Here is a 20,130-nt window from a genome sequence, read left to right on the forward strand (position 1 = left end):
GACTTTTAACGCTCGTGAAGCGCTCCTGAAAAAGCTTTCTGAATGGGCTTGGACAGGTATTGCCATACTGACCTAGAGCGAGTGCGAATATCCAAAGAGGCTGTCATGCCTGGCTTCAAATCGGTGGGTTTGATCCGATCTGAAACAGGCATGGGAGCTAACTCAACTTGAATTCGGTAATAGGTTTGTAACGAGCCATTGGATCCAGACTCCGTCAGGGTGTCTGAGCTGATGTGGCTTAGGTTGCCATTGAGCATGCCGTACACACTGAAATCAAATGCATCCAACTTGACAGAGACTGGCAAGCCAACTTTGAGCTCACCAATGTCACTCGGATTGATTTTGGCCTCGATCACTTGGCCACTTTCTGTTGGTGATATTTGCATCAGCTCATCGCCAGCACGCAAGACGCCGCCAACGGTATTGATTCGAATGACTTTCACAATGCCAGCCACTGGTGTGGTGAGCACACTGTGGTCTAGCAAACTTTGGCGCTCATTCAATTTGAATTGATTGGATGAAATTTCTTCTTCTAGGCGCACCAGTTCAAGTTTGGCATCTTGCAAATACTTGTTCTTGAGCGTCAATATTCTTCCTTGACTTTCATGCAACTGTCGCTGCGATTTCATCAGTTCAATTTGACTTAAGTCGCCAGACTTGAAGAGAGATTGGCTAATGCGCAGTTCTTCTTCTGAAAGCAGCAAGCTCGAATTTAAAAGCGCCAAATCTTCGTTCAAGCCTTGCTTTTTTTGCTTGTAAATTTGTTCTTGAGCCAATTTGAATTGACCACGAGCATCAAATTTTTCGTCAAATGTTAAGAGTTCGCCACTGGACTCGGCGTAAGCACGCATTCGCGCAGCTTGCAAAGCCGTTAGCTTGGCTTGAATTTCTTGAAACCCAGCCTCCGATCGGGTGCTTTCTAATTTGGCAACAACTTGACCGGCTTGAACAGCTTGGCCCTCAGATACCAAGAGCTGTGTCAACACGCCGCCATCTGCAGCTTGAATAATTTGATTTCTTGCCACAGCAATGACTTGGCCTGAGCTGCGAACGGTTTGATCCATTTCGGACTGGGTGGACCAAAGCGCAAAAACCAAAAGGGCCATGGCCAATAGACGGGTGGGTGTGATGAGTTGGCGGGCATGAGCCCAAAAATAAAGGCGTGTCATGCTTGTAGCTTTTGAATCACTTGCTCTTTGGGGCCATCCAGCACAATTTGGTGATTGGAAATGACCACCAATCGATTGACCAAGCTCAACATCTCGGGCTTGTGCGTAACCAAAACCAGCGTGTCTTGGGGCCTCAGCGCTTGTTGCAGAGCTTTGGTAACGTGGTCTGCCAAGTTGCGATCCATAGACGCGGTGGGCTCATCCAACAACCAGATGCGGGGTCGTCGCAGAAAAACACGGGTTAAGTTGACCAACTGGCGTTGGCCTCCCGACAGTCCTTGTCCGCCCTCAAAAATGGGCAAATCAAATCCCAAAGGGTGTCGAGCGATGATGGCTTGGTGCAGACCAGTTTGCAGCGACACCCCTTTTAAGATTTCATCGCCCGGATCCAAAATGCCCACCAACAGGTTGTCGCGAAGGGTGCCTTCAAACAAGCGGCCCTCTTGTTGCAAATAGCCTAGCTGCTCTGACAAAAGAGGTTTTGCAATGTAAGTCAGTGCTACGCCGTCTAGCGTGATATCACCTTTTTGTGGTTTGTACATGCCACTTAAAAGGCGAAGTAGGGTTGTTTTTCCAGATCCGATGGGACCCAACACACCAATTTTTTCGCCATCTTGAATTTGCAGCAGTGGCACTTGAAGTGCTGTCTGGGTGTTGTAGCTGTAGGCCACTTCTTTGAAGTGGTAAGCACCTTGCACAGATTGCAAGAGAATGGGTTGTTGCGTCTGGTGGTCGTCAGGAAGATGCCAAATTTGGTCAAGACCTTGAAGTGCCGACTTGCAGTAGCCCCAGTGAATCAACTGGCCTGGCAAAGCAGCCACAGGCTGCAAAATACGACCCGACAAAATGGTGCAAGCGATGAGGCTCCCCATGCTTAATTCGCCCCGACTGATCATCAATGCACCGGCGGCTACCATGCCAATGTAGGCTATTTGTTGAAACGCTTGGATGCTGTGTTGAGCAGATTCACTGATATTTTTCAGGCGCAATTCTTCTGAGCGCGCAGCATCTGAAAGGTTTTGCCAAATACTCAATTGACGCCAGCCGCCTTGTCCTGACTTGAGTGTTTCAGCGCCTTCGATAGATTCCACCAACAAACCAGTTTTGCGCATGCTGGCGAGGGAAGCCTGGTGACTGCGCGCTTCCACTTCATGAATACTTTTGAAACCAATCCAAAGTGACACGAGCAAAAAAATCAGGGGAATTAATGCAATCCAGCCTGCAATGGCAGCAACTATGAAAAAGAAAATAACTGCAAATGGCGCGTCGATGAGCAGCTGGGTGGCTGAGTTGGTTAGAAAACTCCTAACGCTTTCGTAGGCTTTCATCTGCCCTGCCAAACTGCCCACACTGGTGGGTAAAGTGTCTAAGCGAATGTTCAAAAAGCGAAGAAATACCTCGCGTCCTAGGCGCTGATCAATTTGAGCAATGATTTTTTCATGGAGATCAGAGCGAATGGCACGTGTCAGCCACTCAAACAGAACAGCTGCCAGGGCACCCAAACTCAAAACCCAAAGTGTGGCCACCGCGCCTGTAGGAACAACTCTGTCATAAACATGCATGCTGTAAAACGAGATGGCCAATGCCAACACATTGAGCATCAAGCCACCAATGCATGCATCCAGAAACAGCCGTTTGTGTTGTAAAAACTCAAATTTGATCAAGCGCCAAATTGGACTGGCCGAGCGGTCGAAGGGTGTTCGAAAATCAATTTTGACTAACTCAAACGCACGCAAGCTGCTAGTGCTTATTTCGCCTTCAGAGCCCTCAGAGCCCTTAGAGCCTTCAGCGCCTTGAGCGCCTTCCATGATCCATTCCGATTGGGCATTGAAGCTTTTTAATACGAAGCATTCCCCTTGCTTTGAAATAGCCAAACAAGGTAGGTGAGAGGGGTCTAACTGAGAGTTGCTGATCCAACGAACAGATGACCATTGCATCTGCGTTTTGAATTTGGACAAAACTTTTTGGAAACTCAATGGAGGAGAGCTGATGTCTGCAAAGCACATCTGGAGGGCTGTTTTGTCGAGGCTTTGTCGTTGCAATTGTGCCAAGCGCAGAATAGCCATGAGAAAGGCATTCATGGGCTTTCCCATCGTGCAAGGCCAAATGCAAGTATTTGTAAGCGCCAATAACTCAACTGCATAGAAGTGTCGTTCTCGATCAAGCTCATTTGGCTTTGCATGGTTTCTTGCGCCGCATTCATTACTTCAATCCAAGTTTTTCGGCCACTGTCAAATTGCCGAAGCCAAGCCGTTTGAATGTCTTGCAGTGACTCTAAATTCAATTTCAATTCCTCAGCCTTGCTTTGCCTTGCAATGAGGTTCAAAACATCAGATTGAACTGTTTCGCTGAGGAGGCGTTGGGTCAATGCAATTTCATGCTGAGCGCTATCGTGTTTGGCCATCAAGCTGGCCAGCTGGTTTTGCATGCTCAGTCCCGCGCCGGTTGTGGCTGTTACTCCTATGAACAAACGATTGACGTTTTGTGCATTGGCGAAAGCGTAATTGCCGCGTTGGTGTTCTGCCCGCAAGTAAACTTCAGGTTGATAGGCCGCTCGCTTTTCATCAAGCTCTGCCTCTTGAATTTTCAGTTGGCTCTTTAAGCGCAATGCCACCGGGGATTGACTGGTGCTCAGGGCATCCCAGTCGATGTTCTCGGTGTTTTGCAGATGTGCCTGGCTGTCATTTGAAGGGGCTGAAAGTGCATCTGTTGCTTGGCTGAGTGGCTGTGCTTCGGGTACCCATTGCTTCAACCTGAGCCATGCCAAGTCTTCTTGCATTTTGGTTTGGTTCAATAGTTGTTTGACCATCGAAACTCGCAGCCTAGAAAGTTTCACTTCACTTTGTGTTGACAGGCCTTGCTCAGCACGCCGCTCAATTTTTGCTTGCAAATTTTCTAGTTCGTTTTTGGTTTTCAGAAGCGCTGTTTGCTGTCTTTGAAAATTGACAACCTCTGTCCAAGCCTGCAGTGTCTTCAATGCTAAGCCCTGCTGTACTTCAAGCAATCTGGCGACTTCGATCTCTTGGTTTGCAGCGGCTTTGTTTTGCTGTGCACTCAATCGGCCCCCCGTCCACAGGGGCTGTTGCAATCGATAAATGGCAACTTGTGGCGTTCCTGAATAAGAAGGATCGTTGCCACCTTTCGATTGAGCTCGCTCTAAGGTTATGGACGGTGTTGGGTAGAAGGCTTGTTTCGAAACCTCAATGTCAAAGCCTGTCGACTTCAGGTTTTGAACCTGAATCAAAACTTGGGGATGGTGTTGGATGACCTTCTTCCAAAGAAGGTGCAGGTAAGCGGGGGAATGGGAAAAAACCTGCGGCTGCGCGGCCAAGCCAAAATCAGGATCTTTTGCGTTGGAGTAAAGCGGAATGCCGCTTATCAACACAAAAATACATAGCGGTAGATGCCTAAGTACTCTTTTGTATTTGTGAAAATGTATCAGTAAATCAATCAGTTGTGAGTAACTTTATTATCTCACTGATAAAGGAGCCAGCTATTTGAGGCAAATCTGCGCTCAACAAGGCCTTCATTTTATGCGCTAATTAGTATTCATTTAAGAATGCCAGGCAGAACTCTCGCTTAGTCGTTTGCACCCAAAGACAAGGCCACTTCTCTGGACTTTGCGTTGGCTGCCTCAGCATTGGCAACTTGGGAGTGTTGCGTGGGCCAGCCCTGCATGTGTTGCAAGGCAATGCCAGCCAAGGCATCGACCCAAACCGGTTCATCATTCAAGCAAGGGATGTAGTTGAATGTTTTTCCACCCGCATGCAAGAAGGCTTCGCGGCCTTCCATGCTAATTTCTTCCAGAGTTTCAAGGCAGTCGCCGGTAAATCCTGGGCACACCACATCGACACTTTGGGTGCCGCTTTGGGCCAGTGAAATGAGTGTGGGCTCGGTGTAGGGCTCGAGCCATTTGGCTTTGCCAAATCTTGACTGGAATGTCACCATGTACTGTTCGCTGGTGAGGCCTAATTTTTCAGCCAACAAACGACCTGTTTTGTAGCACTCGCAATGGTAGGGGTCGCCCAATTGAAGTGTGCGCTCTGGTACGCCATGAAAACTCATGACCAATTTTTCTGCGCGGCCATGTTGGGCCCAATTTTTTTGGATGCTTTTTGCCAGGGCATCAATGTAGCCGGCGTCATCATGGTAGTGATTGACAAACCGAAACTCCGGCAAGTTTCGTGCTTTCAAACTCCAGCGATACACAGCGTCAAAAACGGGTGCCGTGGTAGTGCCACTGTATTGTGGGTAAGCAGGCAACAACAAAATGCGCGTTGCACCTTCCAATTTCAAAGCATCTATTTGTGAGCCAATGCTTGGAGAGCCATAGGTCATGGCGTACTTCACTGCAACATGATGGCCTTTGGCGTTCAACGCGGCTTGAAGGCCCTGTGCTTGTTTGTCTGTCCAAACCCGAAGGGGTGAGCCTTCTTGGGTCCAAATGCTGGCGTACTTGGCTGCCGATTTGGCGGGTCTGATGCGCAAAATAATGCCGTGCAAGATGAGCCACCAAACCGCTTTGGGAATTTCGACCACACGAGAGTCACCCAAAAATTGAGCCAAGTAGCGACGCAAAGCGGGTGCGGTGGGTTCATCGGGTGTGCCTAGGTTGCAGTAAAGCACACCTGTTTTGGCACTTTGTCCGTGTTTGAAAGGGGGTTCTTTTTGAAAAGCCATGCGTTATTCTCTCTCACCATGATCGATTTTTTAAAAATTAAAGCAATCTCCCTTGATTTGGACGATACTTTGTGGCCCGTTTGGCCAACCATTGGCCGCGCCGAGGAAACCTTGGCAGCTTGGCTGGCCCAAAAAGCCCCGCAAACTGTGGCCTTGTGCGCCATTCCGGGATATCAAAGGAAAATCAGAGAAGAAATGCCTGGGCTGCGTCCCGATTTAGGGAACGACTTGTCGGCCCTCAGGCGCGAATCTATTCGGGTGTTGTTGCAAAGAGCGGGCGAAGATCCCAACTTGGCAGAACCAGCATTCGATGTTTTTTTTGAGGCGCGGCAAAAAGTCGTTTTTTATGAAGACGCCATGCCAGCCCTTGACTTTTTGAAGTCCAAGTATCCCTTGGTAGCTTTGTCCAATGGCAACGCCGACATTCACAAAGTGGGCCTTGGCAATTATTTTATGGCGGCGTTCAACCCTATCAACTTGGGTGTGAGCAAACCCGATGCCAAGATGTTTAATGCCGGCGCTCAAGCCCTCGGTGTATTGCCAGAAGAGGTACTGCACATTGGCGATGATCCACATTTGGATGTGTTGGCTTCACAGCGTGCAGGCATGCAGTCAGTTTGGGTTAACCGTGATGAAAAACAGTGGGCACATGACACACACCCCGCGCCGTTCACGGTGAAGTGTTTGAAATCGTTGTGCGATGCGTGGCCTGTTGCATCAAGGTAATTTTTTGAGGGCTTGAATGGCTTGAATGCCAGACATCACTGCGCCTTCCAAAGTGGCAGGGTAGGGGCCCTCGATGTAATCACCACAAACACTCATGCTGGGGTAGGGCGTGGCCGAAGGTCTTTTTAAATGGGGTGTACAGGCAAACGTTGCCCGCTTTTCAACCACAGTTTGAATCAACTGAAGTTGGTCTGCGTCATGCCCTACATGCCCCACATGCCCCAAGGTTTTCAGTAAGTCTTTGGCCTGTTGCATCACCTGATCTTCAAGCACTGGTTTGCTTTCTCGAACGGCACTGGCCACAAAGGCCAACAAGCCTGGCGTGTTGGCATGCTTGCAAATTAAGCCTCTGTCGAATACGAATTGTGCAGGTGCTTTCTTGTTCGAGATCAGGGCCATCATGGGGTGAGGCAGTTGCACGTGCTCGGGTGCTTGAATGTAAACAGTGGCAATGGCTTCGTATTCAATTTGCTGTGTTTGAGCAGACCATGTTGCATTGAATGGTTCTATCAATCGGGCGGCTTCACTGGCCGTAGTGGCTACCACCACTCGGTCAAAGAAAGCGCCATCGACTTGCCAAGATGGGGTGCTGTTTTCGAGCCATTGCAGGCTTTCAATTCGTGCCCCCAAGCGGCACTCAACGCCTTTGCTTTGAAGCCACTCGATGGCTGCGTGCGGAAAAATTTGACCCAAATCTTGTTTGGGAAGGAGCAGGTCGGCACTGCCAGCAGGCCCCAACAGTGCATCCTGCATGACCCTTAAAAAAACACGGCCACTGGCTTCTTCAGATGGGGTGTTGAGGGCGGCCACACACAGCGGGTCAATCAGATCTTGCATGAGTGTGGGGGTGAGTCCTTGACAAACATCTGCCACGCTCATGTGCGCATCACAAGAGAATGTGTTGCGTTGCCATTCAAAAGCTTTTTGCAACAAACGCAACTTGTCGATCAAGCGCCATCCCTTGGCAGTGGCAATGCCCCAAAGCAAATTCAAAGGGAATGGCAGATTTTTTAAAACCAAGCCAGTGCCGTCTGGCTTGATCAATTGCAAAGGCAATCGCCAAAGCGCTAGATTTTCTTGAACACCGACAGACTTCATGAGGCGCAAACTTTGATGGTAGGCGCCAATCAAGATGTGTTGGCCATTGTCTAGCACCCAATCATTTTTGCCTTGAATGGCAAGGCTGCGTGCGCGGCCGCCCCAATGCCGGCTGGCTTCAAACAAGGTAACTTGATGGCCAGCTTGTGTGGCGCAAATGGCAGCACTCAGACCCGCCCAGCCTGCACCCACAATGGCAATTTTTTGAGAGTGTTTGTGATTCACTGTGGCAGTGGGTCTTAGAGCCGGCCGAGGGCTTGAATTTTCCATGCCAGCCAAAGTTTGCGCAGAGGCGTGAGCGAAACACGTTGATGCAAAACTTGAAAGTTGTCTGCTTCAATCTCACGCAACAATGTTCTGTAAATGCTGGCCATCATGAGGCCTGGTTTTTGAGTTCGTTTGTCGGCGGCCGGCAACAATGCAAATGCTTCTTCGTACAAACTGTGTGCGCGTGCAGCTTGGAATTTCATAAGGGCAGTAAATCGATCTGAATACTGCCGCTGCATCAGATCCTGTGCTTTGACATCAAATTGTTTGAGCTCATCAATGGGCAAATAAATTCTGCCGCGCATGGCATCTTCACCTACATCTCGCAAGATGTTGGTCAATTGAAAAGCCAAGCCCAATTTGTGTGCGTATTGGGTTGTTTGAGGGTCAGTTTGGCCAAAAATTTTAGCGGCCACCTCGCCCACCACGCCTGCCACCAAATGGCAATAACGCTGCAAGCCCACATAATCCAAATAGCGTGTTTGCGACAGATCCATTTGGCAGCCTTCAATGACGGACAACAAATGGTGAGCTTCAATGCCATAGTCGCTGGTATGAACTATCAGTGCTTTCATGACGGGGTGGGTCGCATTGCCCGCAAAAGATTGAAGCACTTCGTTTTGCCACCAAGCCAGAGTGCTTTGGGCCACGCTGGGGTCTGATATTTCGTCTACCACGTCGTCTACTTCTCGGCAAAAAGCATAGAAAGCAGTAATGGCAGCTCGCCGATTGGCGGGTAAAAACAAAAAGGCGTAATAAAAACTGCTGCCAGAGTTGGCCGCTTTTTGTTGAACGTATTCTTGGGGTGTCATGGTGTTTTATTGTCCCACTCTCTGGCTTACATCCAGGTGGCTCTCCAGAAAAGAACGGGTAAGTCCCATGCCTTTAGCGTAGGCCGATGTTGAAAAGCCAAGGGGCCGAGTTTTTCAACTTTTTCTAAAATGCGCAATCCGCCCTGAACCACTCCTCTCAGCTCTAAACCTGCCCGTCCGGGCACCTCATGAACCAAGGGCGCGCCAGACATCATGAGCGCGCGGGCATGTTGGCAAAGCTCTTGAACAAGTTGGCCTCTATCCATTGAAGCTTGTAAATTTTGTGGCACATAAAACCGGCCTCGTGGAATGTCTTCACTCAGGTCCTGCCAAAAATTAATCAATTGAAGGGCGCTGCAAATGGCATCACTTTGGCGCAGTGCGGTTTCATCTTTCACGCCATAAAGATGCAGCAAAAGCCGGCCCACAGGGTTGGCTGACAACTCACAATACTGCAGCAGTTCATCGATGGTTTTAGCTTGGCTGCTTTGCGCTGTGGCCAAGACATCTTGTTCAAATGCCTTGAGCAAATCATTCAAGTGTTGAATGGGCAATTTGAAATCTTGGATCACTTGATGCAAAGGCAAAAAGATTTCTGGATGAGGGCCTTGCTGCGTTGGCCCATGCAAAAGCTCATGTCTGAAACTCTGCAAGGCCTCTAGTCTTTGAGCCGCATTTTCTTGCCCCTCATCGGCAATGTCATCGGCCGCACGGGCGAAGGCATAAATGGCCGCAATGGCGGGCCGAAGGTGAGGCGGACACAAAATCGAAGCCACCGGAAAGTTTTCAGGGTGGGTGACGGGAAGGGCTTGGACTTCCTTCGAATTGGCTTGATGGCTTGGCATGAATCCTTGTATTTTCGCTTGACAAGCATCATGGATTACCCTAGATTACTAACCAGTCAGTCATTAATTTGGATTTTCCAATGCCACAGTCTTTTCCCCGCATTTCTTCTTTGTCCATGGTGTTGCTTCTTTTGAGCTGGGGCTTAACCGCTTGCACGCCCAAACAAGAAACCGCGGAACCCATTCGATCTGTCAAATTGTTCACGGTGGGTGAATCCGATTTGAACGTGCAAGGGGAGTACGCGGCCGAGGTGCGGGCTCGAACTGAAAGTCGATTGGGATTTAGGGTGGGCGGCAAGATCTTGGTGCGCCAAGCTGAAGTTGGTCAGCGGGTTCAAGCTGGGCAAGTGTTGGCCGAAGTCGATGTTCAAGACTACGCGCTGGCTGCCCAGGCAGCTCAAGCCTTGGTGGTAGGAGCACGTTCGCAACGCGATTTGGCGGCTGCAGACTTCAAACGTTATGAGGCTCTGTTGGCCCAAAACTTCATCAGCGCAGCCGAATTGGAGAGGCGATCTACCACCCTGAAGGCCGCGCAAGCTTCATTGGATCAAGCGCTGGCGCAGGCCCAAGCGCAGTCCAATCAAGCAGGGTATGCCAAATTGATGGCCACCGTCTCTGGTGTGGTCACAGCTGTTGAGGCTGAGCCAGGGCAGGTGGTTTCGGCAGGGCAGCCGGTAGTGAGGTTTGCCCACGATGGTCCTCGCGATGCTGTTTTTGCAGTTCCTGAACATGTGGTGGGGCGCCTCAAATTGGGACAAAAAATGACGGTCACTGTGGGCAACACGCCGCAAACCATTCAAGGCCAGGTGCGAGAAATTGGTGCGAGTGCCGACCCCGCTACCCGAACATTCACTGTCAAGCTAGGGCTAGACAAAGCGGAGTCATTGCCCTTGGGCATCACCCTGAATGTGCAAGCGCCCCAACTTGCTGGAAGCCTATCAGATGTGATCAAAGTGCCCACCAGCGCCTTGCGCCAAGAAGCCAATCAGACCAGCGTCTGGGTGTATGACCCTCAAACTGCCACCGTGCTTTCTCAAGTGGTTCAGGTGGCAACTGCTGATGGCAATGAGGTGGTCATTGCTTCTGGGTTGAAGCCGGGTCAACAAATTGTGAGTGCAGGCGTACATGTTTTGTCACCTGGCCAAAAAGTGACGGTTTACAACGCCGCCGCCGCCCCTTCACCTGCAACAAAGTAAATCATGCGCGCAGAACCAAAAACAGGTTTTAACCTGTCAAAGTGGGCCCTTGATCATCCTGCACTCACGCGGTATTTGATGCTGGTCTTGATGCTGTTGGGCGTCTTTGCTTTTTTCAATTTGGGCCAAGACGAAGATCCTCCCTTCACATTTCGAGTGATGGTGGTAAGAGCCTATTGGCCTGGAGCAACGGCCCAACAAGTGGCTGAGCAAGTAACCGATAAACTGGAGCGAACACTCCAAGAAGTACCCTTTGCAGACAAAATTCGCAGCTACTCCAAACCTGGCGAATCGCAGATTATTTTTCAAGTCAAAGACTATTCCAAGCCCTCTGAAGTGGCCAATGTTTGGTACACAGTGCGCAAGAAAATAGGTGACATGCGCGGCAGCTTGCCTACGGGTGTGGTGGGGCCTTTCTTTATAGATGATTTTGGAGATGTGTATGGCGTGATTTATGCCTTGCAAGCAGATGGCTTCACACCAGCAGAAGTGAAGAAATTTGCAGACGATGTCAGGCAAAAAATATTGCGTGTTCAAGATGTTGCCAAGGTTGAACTTTTTGGTGTGCAAGATGAAAAAGTTTTCATCGAAATCTCTCAAAAGAAATTGGCGGTCATGGGCATTGACATGGGGGCAGTCATTGCCCAATTGGCACAGCAAAATGCCATTGAATCGGCGGGCACTTTGAATCTGCCCCAGGATGCTATTCAACTTCGTGTCAATGGGCAATTTAACAACTTGGAGTCACTCCGGCAAATGCCAATTCGCGGCTTTTCAGGGCAGCAAATTAAATTGGGTGATCTGGGAACCATCAAGCGCGATTACATCGATCCACCCCAAGTCAAAGTGCGGCACAACGGTGAGCCGGTTATTGGTTTGGGTGTGTCCATGGCCAAAGGGGGCGACATCATTGAGCTTGGCAAGGCCCTGAAAGTGAGCATTGCCAACATAGAAAAATCACTGCCCGTTGGTGTGAAATTGGTTCAAGTACAAGACCAGCCTCAAGCTGTGTCTAGTTCGGTCAACGAGTTTTTGAAAACATTGATCGAAGCCGTTGCCATTGTGTTGGCGGTGAGTTTCTTGTCTTTGGGTTTGCACAAGCGCCCCGGCATCCATCCATTGTGGCGCCGCTGGACGCTAGACATTCGGCCTGGCTTGGTGGTGGGCATTACCATCCCCTTGGTGTTGTCCGTGACGTTTTTGGCCATGGATTATTTCAACATTGGCTTGCACAAAATTTCATTGGGCTCGCTCATCATTGCCTTGGGCTTGTTGGTGGACGATGCCATCATTGCGGTTGAAATGATGGTGAGAAAAATGGAGGAGGGCTACGACAAAGTGCGTGCAGCCACCTTTGCCTATGAGCTTACAGCCATGCCCATGCTAACGGGCACCCTGATTACGGCGGCTGGGTTCTTGCCCATTGGTTTGGCCAAATCCATCACAGGTGAATACACCTTTGCCATCTTCGCTGTCACCGTCATTGCCTTGTTAATCAGCTGGGTGGCTTCGGTTTATTTTGTGCCTTACTTGGGCACCTTGTTGTTGAAAGCGCCACCGCATGTGAACGCGTCAGAACAAGCGGTTATTCATGAAATGTTTGACACGCCTTTTTACAACGCCTTTCGCAGAGCTGTCACTTGGTGCGTGTTCAATAAATGGAAAACCATTGCCATCACCCTGATTATTTTTGTGCTGGGCTTTGTGGGCATGGGCAAAGTTCAACAACAATTTTTCCCAGACTCCAGTCGGCCAGAAATCATGGTGGAGTTGTGGTTGCCTGAAGGTGCTAGTTTTGTGGCCAGCGAAGAAGTGGCCAAGCGCGTTGAAAAACGCTTGATGGCTGAGCAAGGTGTGAACTCAGTGAGCACGTGGGTGGGGTCTGGCGTGCCACGTTTTTATTTGCCGCTTGATCAAATTTTCCCTCAGTCCAATGTTTCTCAGTTGATTGTGGTGTCCAAAGATTTGAAATACAGAGAGTCGCTGCGAGTCAAATTGCCCGCCGTGTTGGCTGCAGAATTTCCAGAGGTTCGAGGGCGCGTCAAACTTTTGCCCAATGGCCCGCCTGTGCCTTACCCGGTGCAGTTTAGGGTGGTGGGCGCCGATCCTTTGGCGCTACGCTTGAAGGCCGACGAAGTGAAGGCAGCTTTGCGCACCAACCCCAACACGCGCGGTGTGAACGACAACTGGAATGAGTCTGTCAAAGTCATTCGCTTGGAAGTCGATCAAGCCAAGGCGCGTGCTTTGGGTGTTACCAGCCAATCCATTGCCCAAGCTTCTAGAACCATTTCATCTGGATCGACCATTGGCCAATTTCGCGATGGCGACAAGCTGATTGACATTGTGTTCAGACAGCCCCAGTCTGAGCGCGATGCCATTACCGATTTGGCTGGCGCCTATGTTCCCACCGCTTCTGGAAAGTCCATTCCATTGTTGCAAATTGCCAAGCCAGTGTTCAATTGGGAGCCAGGCGTGATGTGGCGGGAAGGGCGAAGCTACGCCATCACGGTCAATGCCGATGTGATTGAGGGTATTCAAGGTGCCACAGTAACTCAGCAGTTGCTGCCCGATTTGAAAAAAATAGAAGCCCAATGGCAGGAAAAAGATGCTGGCGAGTACCGCATTGAAGTGGCGGGTGCAGTGGAAGAGAGCTCCAAAGGCTCTGCCTCCATTGCGGCGGGTATGCCGCTCATGCTGTTTGTCACCTTCACGCTATTGATGCTTCAGCTCCAAAGTTTTAGCCGAGCTTTGTTGGTGTTCATTACCGGCCCACTTGGCATCGCCGGCGTTGCGGGCGCCTTGCTGGTTCTGGATCGGCCCTTTGGCTTTGTCGCTTTGCTGGGCGTCATTGCCCTGATGGGCATGATTCAACGAAATTCGGTCATTTTGATCGATCAAATTGAGCAAGACAGGGCTGCTGGTGTGCCTGCCTGGGAGGCGATTGTGGAGTCGGCTGTCAGGCGCTTGCGGCCCATTGTGTTGACCGCTGCTGCGGCTGTTTTGGCCATGATTCCACTCTCGCGAAGTGTTTTTTGGGGCCCAATGGCCGTGGCCATCATGGGGGGATTGATTGTGGCAACAGCCCTCACTTTGTTGGCTTTACCGGCCATGTATGCCGCCTGGTTCAAGATTGCGCCCCCACCTAAATCAGTCTAAACCCGACGAGGGAAAGGGGGACTTCAGCCCAGAAGTCCTCACTTCCATGGTTAAAATAGAAGGTTGACCGATTCAACCCATATCGATGGGACCCGCGCGGGTGGCGAAATTGGTAGACGCACCAGGTTTAGGTCCTGACGGTAGCAATACTGTGCGGGTTCGAGTCCCGCCCCGCGCACCACTTACTAACAAGAGAAGACCATGGCAGTTACTGTAGAAACATTGGAAAAATTGGAACGCAAAATCAGCTTGTCACTGCCTGTGACGGTCATCCAATCTGAAGTTGATGCTCGTTTGAAGAAAATGGCACGCACCGTCAAGATGGACGGTTTCCGTCCTGGCAAAGTGCCCATGAACGTGGTGGCACAGCGCTATGGTTACTCAGTGCAGTACGAAGTCATGAACGACAAAGTGGGCGAGGCATTTGCCTTGGCCGCCAATGAAGCCAAAGTGCGCGTTGCTGGCCAACCCCGCATTTCTGAAAAAGAAGGCGCACCTGAAGGTGAGTTGGCTTTTGATGCCATCTTCGAGGTGTATCCCGAAGTCAAATTGGGCGACCTCAGTGCTGCTACGGTTGAAAAGCTCAGCGCCGAAGTGACCGAAGAAGCCATTGACAAAACGGTCGATATTTTGCGCAAGCAACGCCGCACTTTCTCGCAGCGCCCAGCTGCTGAAGCGGCCATCGATGGCGATCGTGTGACGGTCGATTTCGAAGGCAAAATTGACGGTGAAGTGTTTTCTGGCGGCAAAGCTGCCGACTTCCAATTCTTGGTGGGCGAAGGCCAGATGCTGAAAGAATTTGAAGAGGCTGTTCGCGGTATGAAAAATGGCGAAAGCAAAACTTTCCCATTGTCATTCCCTGCCGATTACCAGGGTCAAGATGTGGCCGGCAAAACAGCCGACTTCTTGGTCACCGTGAAGAAAATTGAAGCGGCTCATTTGCCCGAAGTGAACGAAGCCTTGGCCAAGTCCTTGGGCATTGCAGACGCTTCTGTTGAAGGCCTGCGTGCCGACATCCGCAAAAACCTCGAGCGCGAAGTTAAGTTCCGTTTGTTGGGTCGCAACAAACAAGCCGCAATGAACGCTTTGGTTGAAAAAGCCGAGCTCGATTTGCCCAATTCAGTGGTGCAGAGCGAAATTGAGCGTTTGAAAGAAGGCGCCCGCGCCGACCTCAAACAGCGCGGTATCAAAGACGCCGACAAAGCCCCCATTCCCGACGACATCTTCCGCCCCCAAGCTGAAAGCCGTGTGCGTTTGGGCTTGGTGGTGGCTGAGTTGGTCAAGGCCAACACCTTGAACGCCACTGAAGCGCAAATCAAAGCCCACATTGAAGAGTTGGCTTCTAGTTACGAGCGTCCCGACGATGTGGTGCGTTGGTACTATAGTGACAACCAGCGCATGTCTGAAGTTGAAGCAGTGGTCATTGAGACCAACGTGGCTGACTTCATCATGTCTAAGGCCAAAGTCACTGAAAAAACCATCTCCTTTGACGAGTTGATGGGTCAACAGGCTTAAGAGCCGATTTAAGCCAAGCGCCTCGCATTTTTCGTATTTACCAACATCTGTTTGGAACCACCATGAATTCACTCGATATTCAAGCCTTGGGCAATGTGCCCATGGTGATCGAAACGTCAGGCCGCGGTGAGCGCGCCTACGACATTTACTCCCGCTTGCTCAAAGAACGGGTGATCTTCTTGGTGGGCGAAGTCAATGACTACACCGCCAACTCGGTGGTGGCCCAATTGTTGTTTTTGGAAAGCGAAAACCCCGAGAAGGACATCTCTTTCTACATCAACTCACCCGGCGGTTCGGTCAGTGCTGGCATGGCCATCTACGACACCATGAACTTCATCAAACCCGATGTGTCTACCCTGTGTACCGGCATGGCAGCCAGCATGGGCGCATTTTTGTTGTCCGCTGGCACCAAGGGCAAGCGTTTTTCATTGCCCAACTCCAAGGTCATGATTCACCAGCCTTTGGGCGGAACGCGCGGTCAAGCCACCGAAATTGAGATTCACGCCCGTGAAATTCTCAAAACTCGCGAACAACTCAACAGAATATTGGCTGAAAACACCGGCCAGCCTTTGGAAAAGATCCAACTCGACACCGAGCGCGACTACTATCTATCGGCCGATGAAGCCAAAGAATACGGTTTAATTGACCAAGTTATTGCAAAACGTCCCTGAGACGCAACAAACCAGGGGTGAAATGAAGATTTCTGCCCTGTTTTTTGAAGACGGCGCCCCCTTTCATGGAGAGCGCCGTTTTTCTTTCGCTATCATAGGGAAAATAGAACCACAGGGCGTCGTTTATGGCCGATAAAAAAGGCTCAGTTACCGAAAAGAATTTGTATTGTTCCTTCTGCGGCAAAAGCCAGCACGAGGTGAAGAAGCTCATTGCGGGCCCGTCGGTCTTCATTTGCGATGAGTGCATTGACTTGTGCAACGACATCATTCGCGATGAATTGCCTGTTACCGAAATTGCCAAAGACGCCAAATCTGGTCTGCCCACACCACTTGATATCAAAAGCAATTTAGACAATTACGTCATTGGCCAAGAAAAAGCCAAGCGCACTTTGGCGGTGGCTGTTTACAACCACTACAAGCGCCTGCGTCACAAAGAAGTTGCCAAGAAAGACGAAGTCGAATTGGCTAAGAGCAACATCTTGCTCATTGGCCCCACAGGCTCTGGCAAAACGTTGTTGGCTCAAACCTTGGCACGCATGCTCGATGTGCCATTCGTCATGGCCGATGCCACCACACTCACAGAGGCTGGCTATGTGGGCGAAGACGTTGAAAACATCGTGTCCAAGTTGCTGCAAAGCTGCAACTACGACGTTGATCGCGCCCAACGTGGCATTGTCTACATCGACGAGATTGACAAAATCACCCGCAAATCAGACAACCCCTCCATCACGCGCGACGTGTCGGGCGAGGGCGTTCAGCAAGCGCTGCTCAAGCTGATTGAAGGCACCATGGCCAGCGTGCCACCGCAAGGCGGCCGCAAGCACCCCAATCAAGACTTCTTGCAAATTGACACCACCAACATTTTGTTCATTTGCGGTGGTGCGTTTGCAGGTTTAGAAAAAGTCATCGAGAACCGCACAGAAGCCTCTGGCATTGGTTTTGGTGCGGTGGTCAAAAGCAAAAAGCAACGCTCTCTGACCGAAGTTTTCACTGAAGTTGAACCCGAAGATTTAATCAAGTTTGGCCTCATCCCCGAATTGGTGGGTCGTATGCCCGTGGTGGCCACCCTCACCGAGCTCACTGAAGAGGCCTTGGTTCAAATTTTGACGGAACCCAAAAACGCCTTGGTCAAACAATTTGGCCAGTTGCTTAACATGGAAGGCGTTGACCTGGAAATCAGACCCGAAGCCCTGCACGCCATTGCCAAGAAAGCCTTGGCACGCAAAACAGGTGCACGCGGTTTGCGTTCTATTTTGGAGCAAGCCCTCATCGACACCATGTTTGACTTGCCCAATACAAGCAATGTCGAAAAAGTGGTGGTTGATGCATCCACCATTGAAGACAACCACACTCCTTTGCTGGTCTACCGAGAGTCGGCCAAGCAAGCTTGAATATTCTCCAGCCCACCCCCTGACCCCGATGAAAAACCCTACTTGTTCAAGGCTTGAAATCGGGAAAACAGGGTCCATCTATCCCCAATAACCTAGGGAATCACATGTCTGGACACACCCCATTGCCCGCCGAATTACTCGACCTGCCCATGTTGCCGCTGCGCGATGTGGTGGTCTTTCCACACATGGTCATCCCGCTCTTTGTGGGTCGCCCCAAAAGCATCAAAGCGCTTGAAAGCGCCATGCTCACCGATCGCCGCATCATGCTGGTGGCGCAAAAAACGGCCGCCAAAGACGAGCCTGAGGCTACCGACATGTTTGAAGTGGGCTGCGTGTCCACCATCTTGCAAATGCTCAAGCTGCCTGACGGCACCGTCAAGGTGTTGGTTGAAGGACAGCAGCGCGCCAAAGTGAAAAACATCACCGATGGCGAAGCGCATTTTGTGGCCACCGTTTTGCCGGTGGAAGTTGCGGCAGAAAAGGCCGAGCAAAGCAGCGAGATTGAAGCGCTGCGCCGTGCTGTGATGCAGCAGTTTGACCAATACGTCAAACTGAATAAAAAGATTCCGCCAGAAATACTCACCTCTATTTCCAGCATCGATGAACCCGGCCGCTTGGCCGACACCATTGCCGCTCACTTGCCCTTGAAGTTAGAAAACAAGCAAGTGGTGCTCGACTTGGCCAGCATTCGCGATCGCCTTGAAAACTTGTTTACCCAACTCGAGCGTGAAGTCGACATTCTCAATGTGGACAAAAAAATCCGTGGCCGCGTCAAGCGCCAGATGGAAAAAAATCAGCGTGATTTTTATTTGAACGAGCAAGTTAAAGCCATTCAAAAAGAACTCGGTGAAGGCGAAGAGGGCGCCGACATCGAAGAAATTGAAAAGAAAATCAAAGCCGCCAAAATGCCTGCTGAAGCACGCAAGAAGGCCGATGCTGAATTGAAGAAACTCAAGCTCATGTCACCCATGTCAGCTGAAGCTTCAGTGGTGCGCAACTACATTGAGGTGCTGACTGGTTTGCCGTGGAGCAAAAAGACCAAAATCAAACACGACTTGGGCAATGCTGAAGTGGTGTTGAACGAAGACCACTATGGTCTTGAAAAAGTCAAAGACCGCATCATGGAATATCTGGCGGTGCAGCAGCGCGTTGACAAAGTGAAAGCGCCTATTCTGTGTTTGGTTGGACCTCCAGGTGTGGGCAAAACATCTTTGGGTCAATCGATTGCAAAAGCCACTGGCCGCAAATATGTGCGCATGGCTTTGGGTGGTATGCGCGATGAAGCCGAGATTCGGGGTCACCGCCGTACTTACATTGGCGCCATGCCAGGCAAAGTATTGCAAAGCCTCACCAAGGTGGGCACTCGCAATCCATTGTTCTTGCTTGATGAAATTGACAAGCTGGGCACCGACTTTCGCGGCGATCCCTCCAGCGCATTGCTCGAGGTGTTAGACCCCGAACAAAATCACACCTTTGGCGATCACTATGTGGAGGTAGATTTTGATTTGAGCGACGTCATGTTCGTGGCCACCTCCAACTCCATGAACATTCCTTCTGCGCTGCTAGACCGCATGGAAGTGATTCGTTTGTCAGGCTACACCGAAGACGAAAAGACCAGCATTGCCATTAAGTATTTGCTACCGAAGCAATTGAAAAACAATGGCGTTAAGCCAGAAGAACTCAATATCAGCGATGCTGCGGTGCGTGATGTGGTGCGCTACTACACCCGTGAGGCTGGCGTGCGTTCACTTGAGCGCGAGTTGTCTAAAATTTGCCGTAAAGTGGTCAAGAGCTTGTTGCTCAAACAAATGACAGCGCCTGTGTTGGTCACCCCCGACAACTTGAACGATTTCTTGGGTGTACAAAAGTACACCTATGGCCGCGCAGAAGCTGCCAACCAAGTGGGCCAAGTGGTTGGCTTGGCTTGGACCGAAGTGGGTGGCGATTTGCTCACCATCGAGGCCGCCCTCATGCCTGGTAAAGGCGTGATCACACGCACTGGCTCCTTGGGTGACGTGATGAAAGAGTCGGTAGAGGCTGCTCGCACTGTGGTGCGAAGCCGTGCTCGCATGTTGGGCATCAAAGACGACGTGTTTGAGAAAAAAGACTTGCACATTCACGTGCCCGATGGCGCAACCCCCAAAGACGGCCCAAGCGCTGGCGCTGCCATGACCACGGCCATGGTGTCGGCCATGACCGGCATTCCTGTGCGGGCCGATGTGGCCATGACGGGCGAAATTACATTGCGCGGCGAAGTGACAGCCATTGGCGGCTTGAAAGAAAAACTGCTGGCCGCTTTGCGCGGTGGCATCAAGACGGTTTTGATTCCAGAAGACAACGTGAAAGACCTGCAAGACATTCCCGAGAATGTCAAAAATGGCCTAGAAATTGTGCCTGTGAAGTGGCTAGACAAAGTTCTTGAAGTTGCCCTTGAAAAGATGCCCCAACCCTTGCCAGAAGAAGAGCTTGCTGCAGTAGAAGCACCGGTGGTTTCAGAGGCAAAGTCCGATCCCAAAGCAGGGGCCATCAAGCATTGAGCAAAATTTTTGAGAGGCTTTAATTTCTCACAAAAATTGCGCTACAATCCGTCCAACGCTGTCAAAC

At 50.6% G+C, this 20,130-nt stretch carries 14 protein-coding genes and 1 tRNA gene; 8 read left to right on the top strand and 7 right to left on the bottom strand.

Going from position 1 to position 20,130, the window contains the following annotated elements; genetic code table 11:
- Window positions 1-5 precede the first annotated feature (5 nt).
- From B9Z32_RS08710 to hemH, 4 genes are all read right to left on the bottom strand, one after another.
- Window positions 6-1,169, bottom strand: a complete 1,164-nt coding sequence (locus B9Z32_RS08710) for an HlyD family efflux transporter periplasmic adaptor subunit (protein ID WP_108420827.1) — start codon at window positions 1,167-1,169, stop codon at window positions 6-8.
- The gene (locus tag B9Z32_RS08715; protein WP_158268197.1) at window positions 1,166-3,250 is read right to left on the bottom strand and encodes an ATP-binding cassette domain-containing protein; all 2,085 of its coding nucleotides are present in this window, start codon (window positions 3,248-3,250) and stop codon (window positions 1,166-1,168) included. The genes B9Z32_RS08710 and B9Z32_RS08715 overlap by 4 nt, the downstream gene beginning before the upstream one ends.
- Entirely contained in the window at window positions 3,247-4,554 is a 1,308-nt protein-coding gene (locus B9Z32_RS08720; protein WP_108420829.1) for a TolC family protein, read from the bottom strand. Before B9Z32_RS08720 ends, B9Z32_RS08715 begins: the two co-directional genes overlap by 4 nt.
- Window positions 4,555-4,748: 194 nt before the next feature.
- Window positions 4,749-5,849, bottom strand: coding sequence for a ferrochelatase (gene hemH, locus B9Z32_RS08725; protein ID WP_108420830.1), 1,101 nt, complete (start codon window positions 5,847-5,849; stop codon window positions 4,749-4,751).
- Here hemH and B9Z32_RS08730 point away from each other — a divergent pair.
- A complete protein-coding gene (locus tag B9Z32_RS08730) occupies window positions 5,838-6,575 on the top strand; it encodes an HAD family hydrolase (protein WP_233248150.1) in 738 nt (245 codons plus the stop codon). The genes hemH and B9Z32_RS08730 overlap by 12 nt on opposite strands.
- Here B9Z32_RS08730 and hpnE read toward each other — a convergent pair.
- The 3 genes from hpnE to hpnC are packed head-to-tail and all read right to left on the bottom strand — an operon-like array spanning window position 6,567 to window position 9,597.
- Window positions 6,567-7,898, bottom strand: a complete 1,332-nt coding sequence (hpnE, locus tag B9Z32_RS08735; protein WP_233248151.1) for a hydroxysqualene dehydroxylase HpnE — start codon at window positions 7,896-7,898, stop codon at window positions 6,567-6,569. The two genes, B9Z32_RS08730 and hpnE, sit on opposite strands and share 9 nt — an antisense overlap.
- A gap of 14 nt (window positions 7,899-7,912) precedes the next feature.
- Complete coding sequence (gene hpnD, locus B9Z32_RS08740; protein WP_108420832.1) at window positions 7,913-8,752, bottom strand: presqualene diphosphate synthase HpnD; 840 nt, start codon at window positions 8,750-8,752, stop codon at window positions 7,913-7,915.
- Window positions 8,753-8,778: 26 nt separating this feature from the next.
- Window positions 8,779-9,597: a squalene synthase HpnC gene (hpnC, locus tag B9Z32_RS08745; RefSeq protein WP_108420833.1), complete on the bottom strand. Its 819-nt coding sequence runs from the start codon at window positions 9,595-9,597 to the stop codon at window positions 8,779-8,781.
- Between the two features lie 80 nt (window positions 9,598-9,677).
- Here hpnC and B9Z32_RS08750 point away from each other — a divergent pair, with 80 nt between their 5' ends.
- The 7 genes from B9Z32_RS08750 to lon all read left to right on the top strand — a co-directional run bounded on the left by B9Z32_RS08750 (window position 9,678) and on the right by lon (window position 20,063).
- Window positions 9,678-10,793, top strand: a complete 1,116-nt coding sequence (locus B9Z32_RS08750) for an efflux RND transporter periplasmic adaptor subunit (RefSeq protein WP_108420834.1) — start codon at window positions 9,678-9,680, stop codon at window positions 10,791-10,793.
- Window positions 10,794-10,796: 3 nt separating this feature from the next.
- Window positions 10,797-13,949 (top strand): efflux RND transporter permease subunit, encoded by a 3,153-nt coding sequence (locus B9Z32_RS08755; RefSeq protein ID WP_199219964.1) that lies wholly within the window; start codon window positions 10,797-10,799, stop codon window positions 13,947-13,949.
- Between the two features lie 94 nt (window positions 13,950-14,043).
- Window positions 14,044-14,130, top strand: a tRNA-Leu gene (locus B9Z32_RS08760).
- 20 nt (window positions 14,131-14,150) lie between these two features.
- A complete protein-coding gene (gene tig, locus B9Z32_RS08765; RefSeq protein WP_108420836.1) occupies window positions 14,151-15,464 on the top strand; it encodes a trigger factor in 1,314 nt (437 codons plus the stop codon).
- Window positions 15,465-15,526: 62 nt separating this feature from the next.
- Window positions 15,527-16,135 carry an ATP-dependent Clp endopeptidase proteolytic subunit ClpP gene (clpP, locus tag B9Z32_RS08770; protein ID WP_028820264.1) on the top strand — a complete coding sequence of 203 codons (609 nt, stop codon included), beginning with the start codon at window positions 15,527-15,529 and terminating at the stop codon, window positions 16,133-16,135.
- Between the two features lie 125 nt (window positions 16,136-16,260).
- Entirely contained in the window at window positions 16,261-17,526 is a 1,266-nt protein-coding gene (gene clpX, locus B9Z32_RS08775; RefSeq protein WP_108420837.1) for an ATP-dependent Clp protease ATP-binding subunit ClpX, read from the top strand.
- 104 nt (window positions 17,527-17,630) lie between these two features.
- The gene (gene lon / locus B9Z32_RS08780) at window positions 17,631-20,063 is read left to right on the top strand and encodes an endopeptidase La (RefSeq protein ID WP_108420838.1); all 2,433 of its coding nucleotides are present in this window, start codon (window positions 17,631-17,633) and stop codon (window positions 20,061-20,063) included.
- The last annotated feature ends 67 nt before the right edge of the window (window positions 20,064-20,130 follow it).

The sequence above is a fragment of the Limnohabitans sp. MMS-10A-178 genome, from assembly GCF_003063375.1.
Classification (GTDB): domain Bacteria; phylum Pseudomonadota; class Gammaproteobacteria; order Burkholderiales; family Burkholderiaceae_C; genus Limnohabitans_A.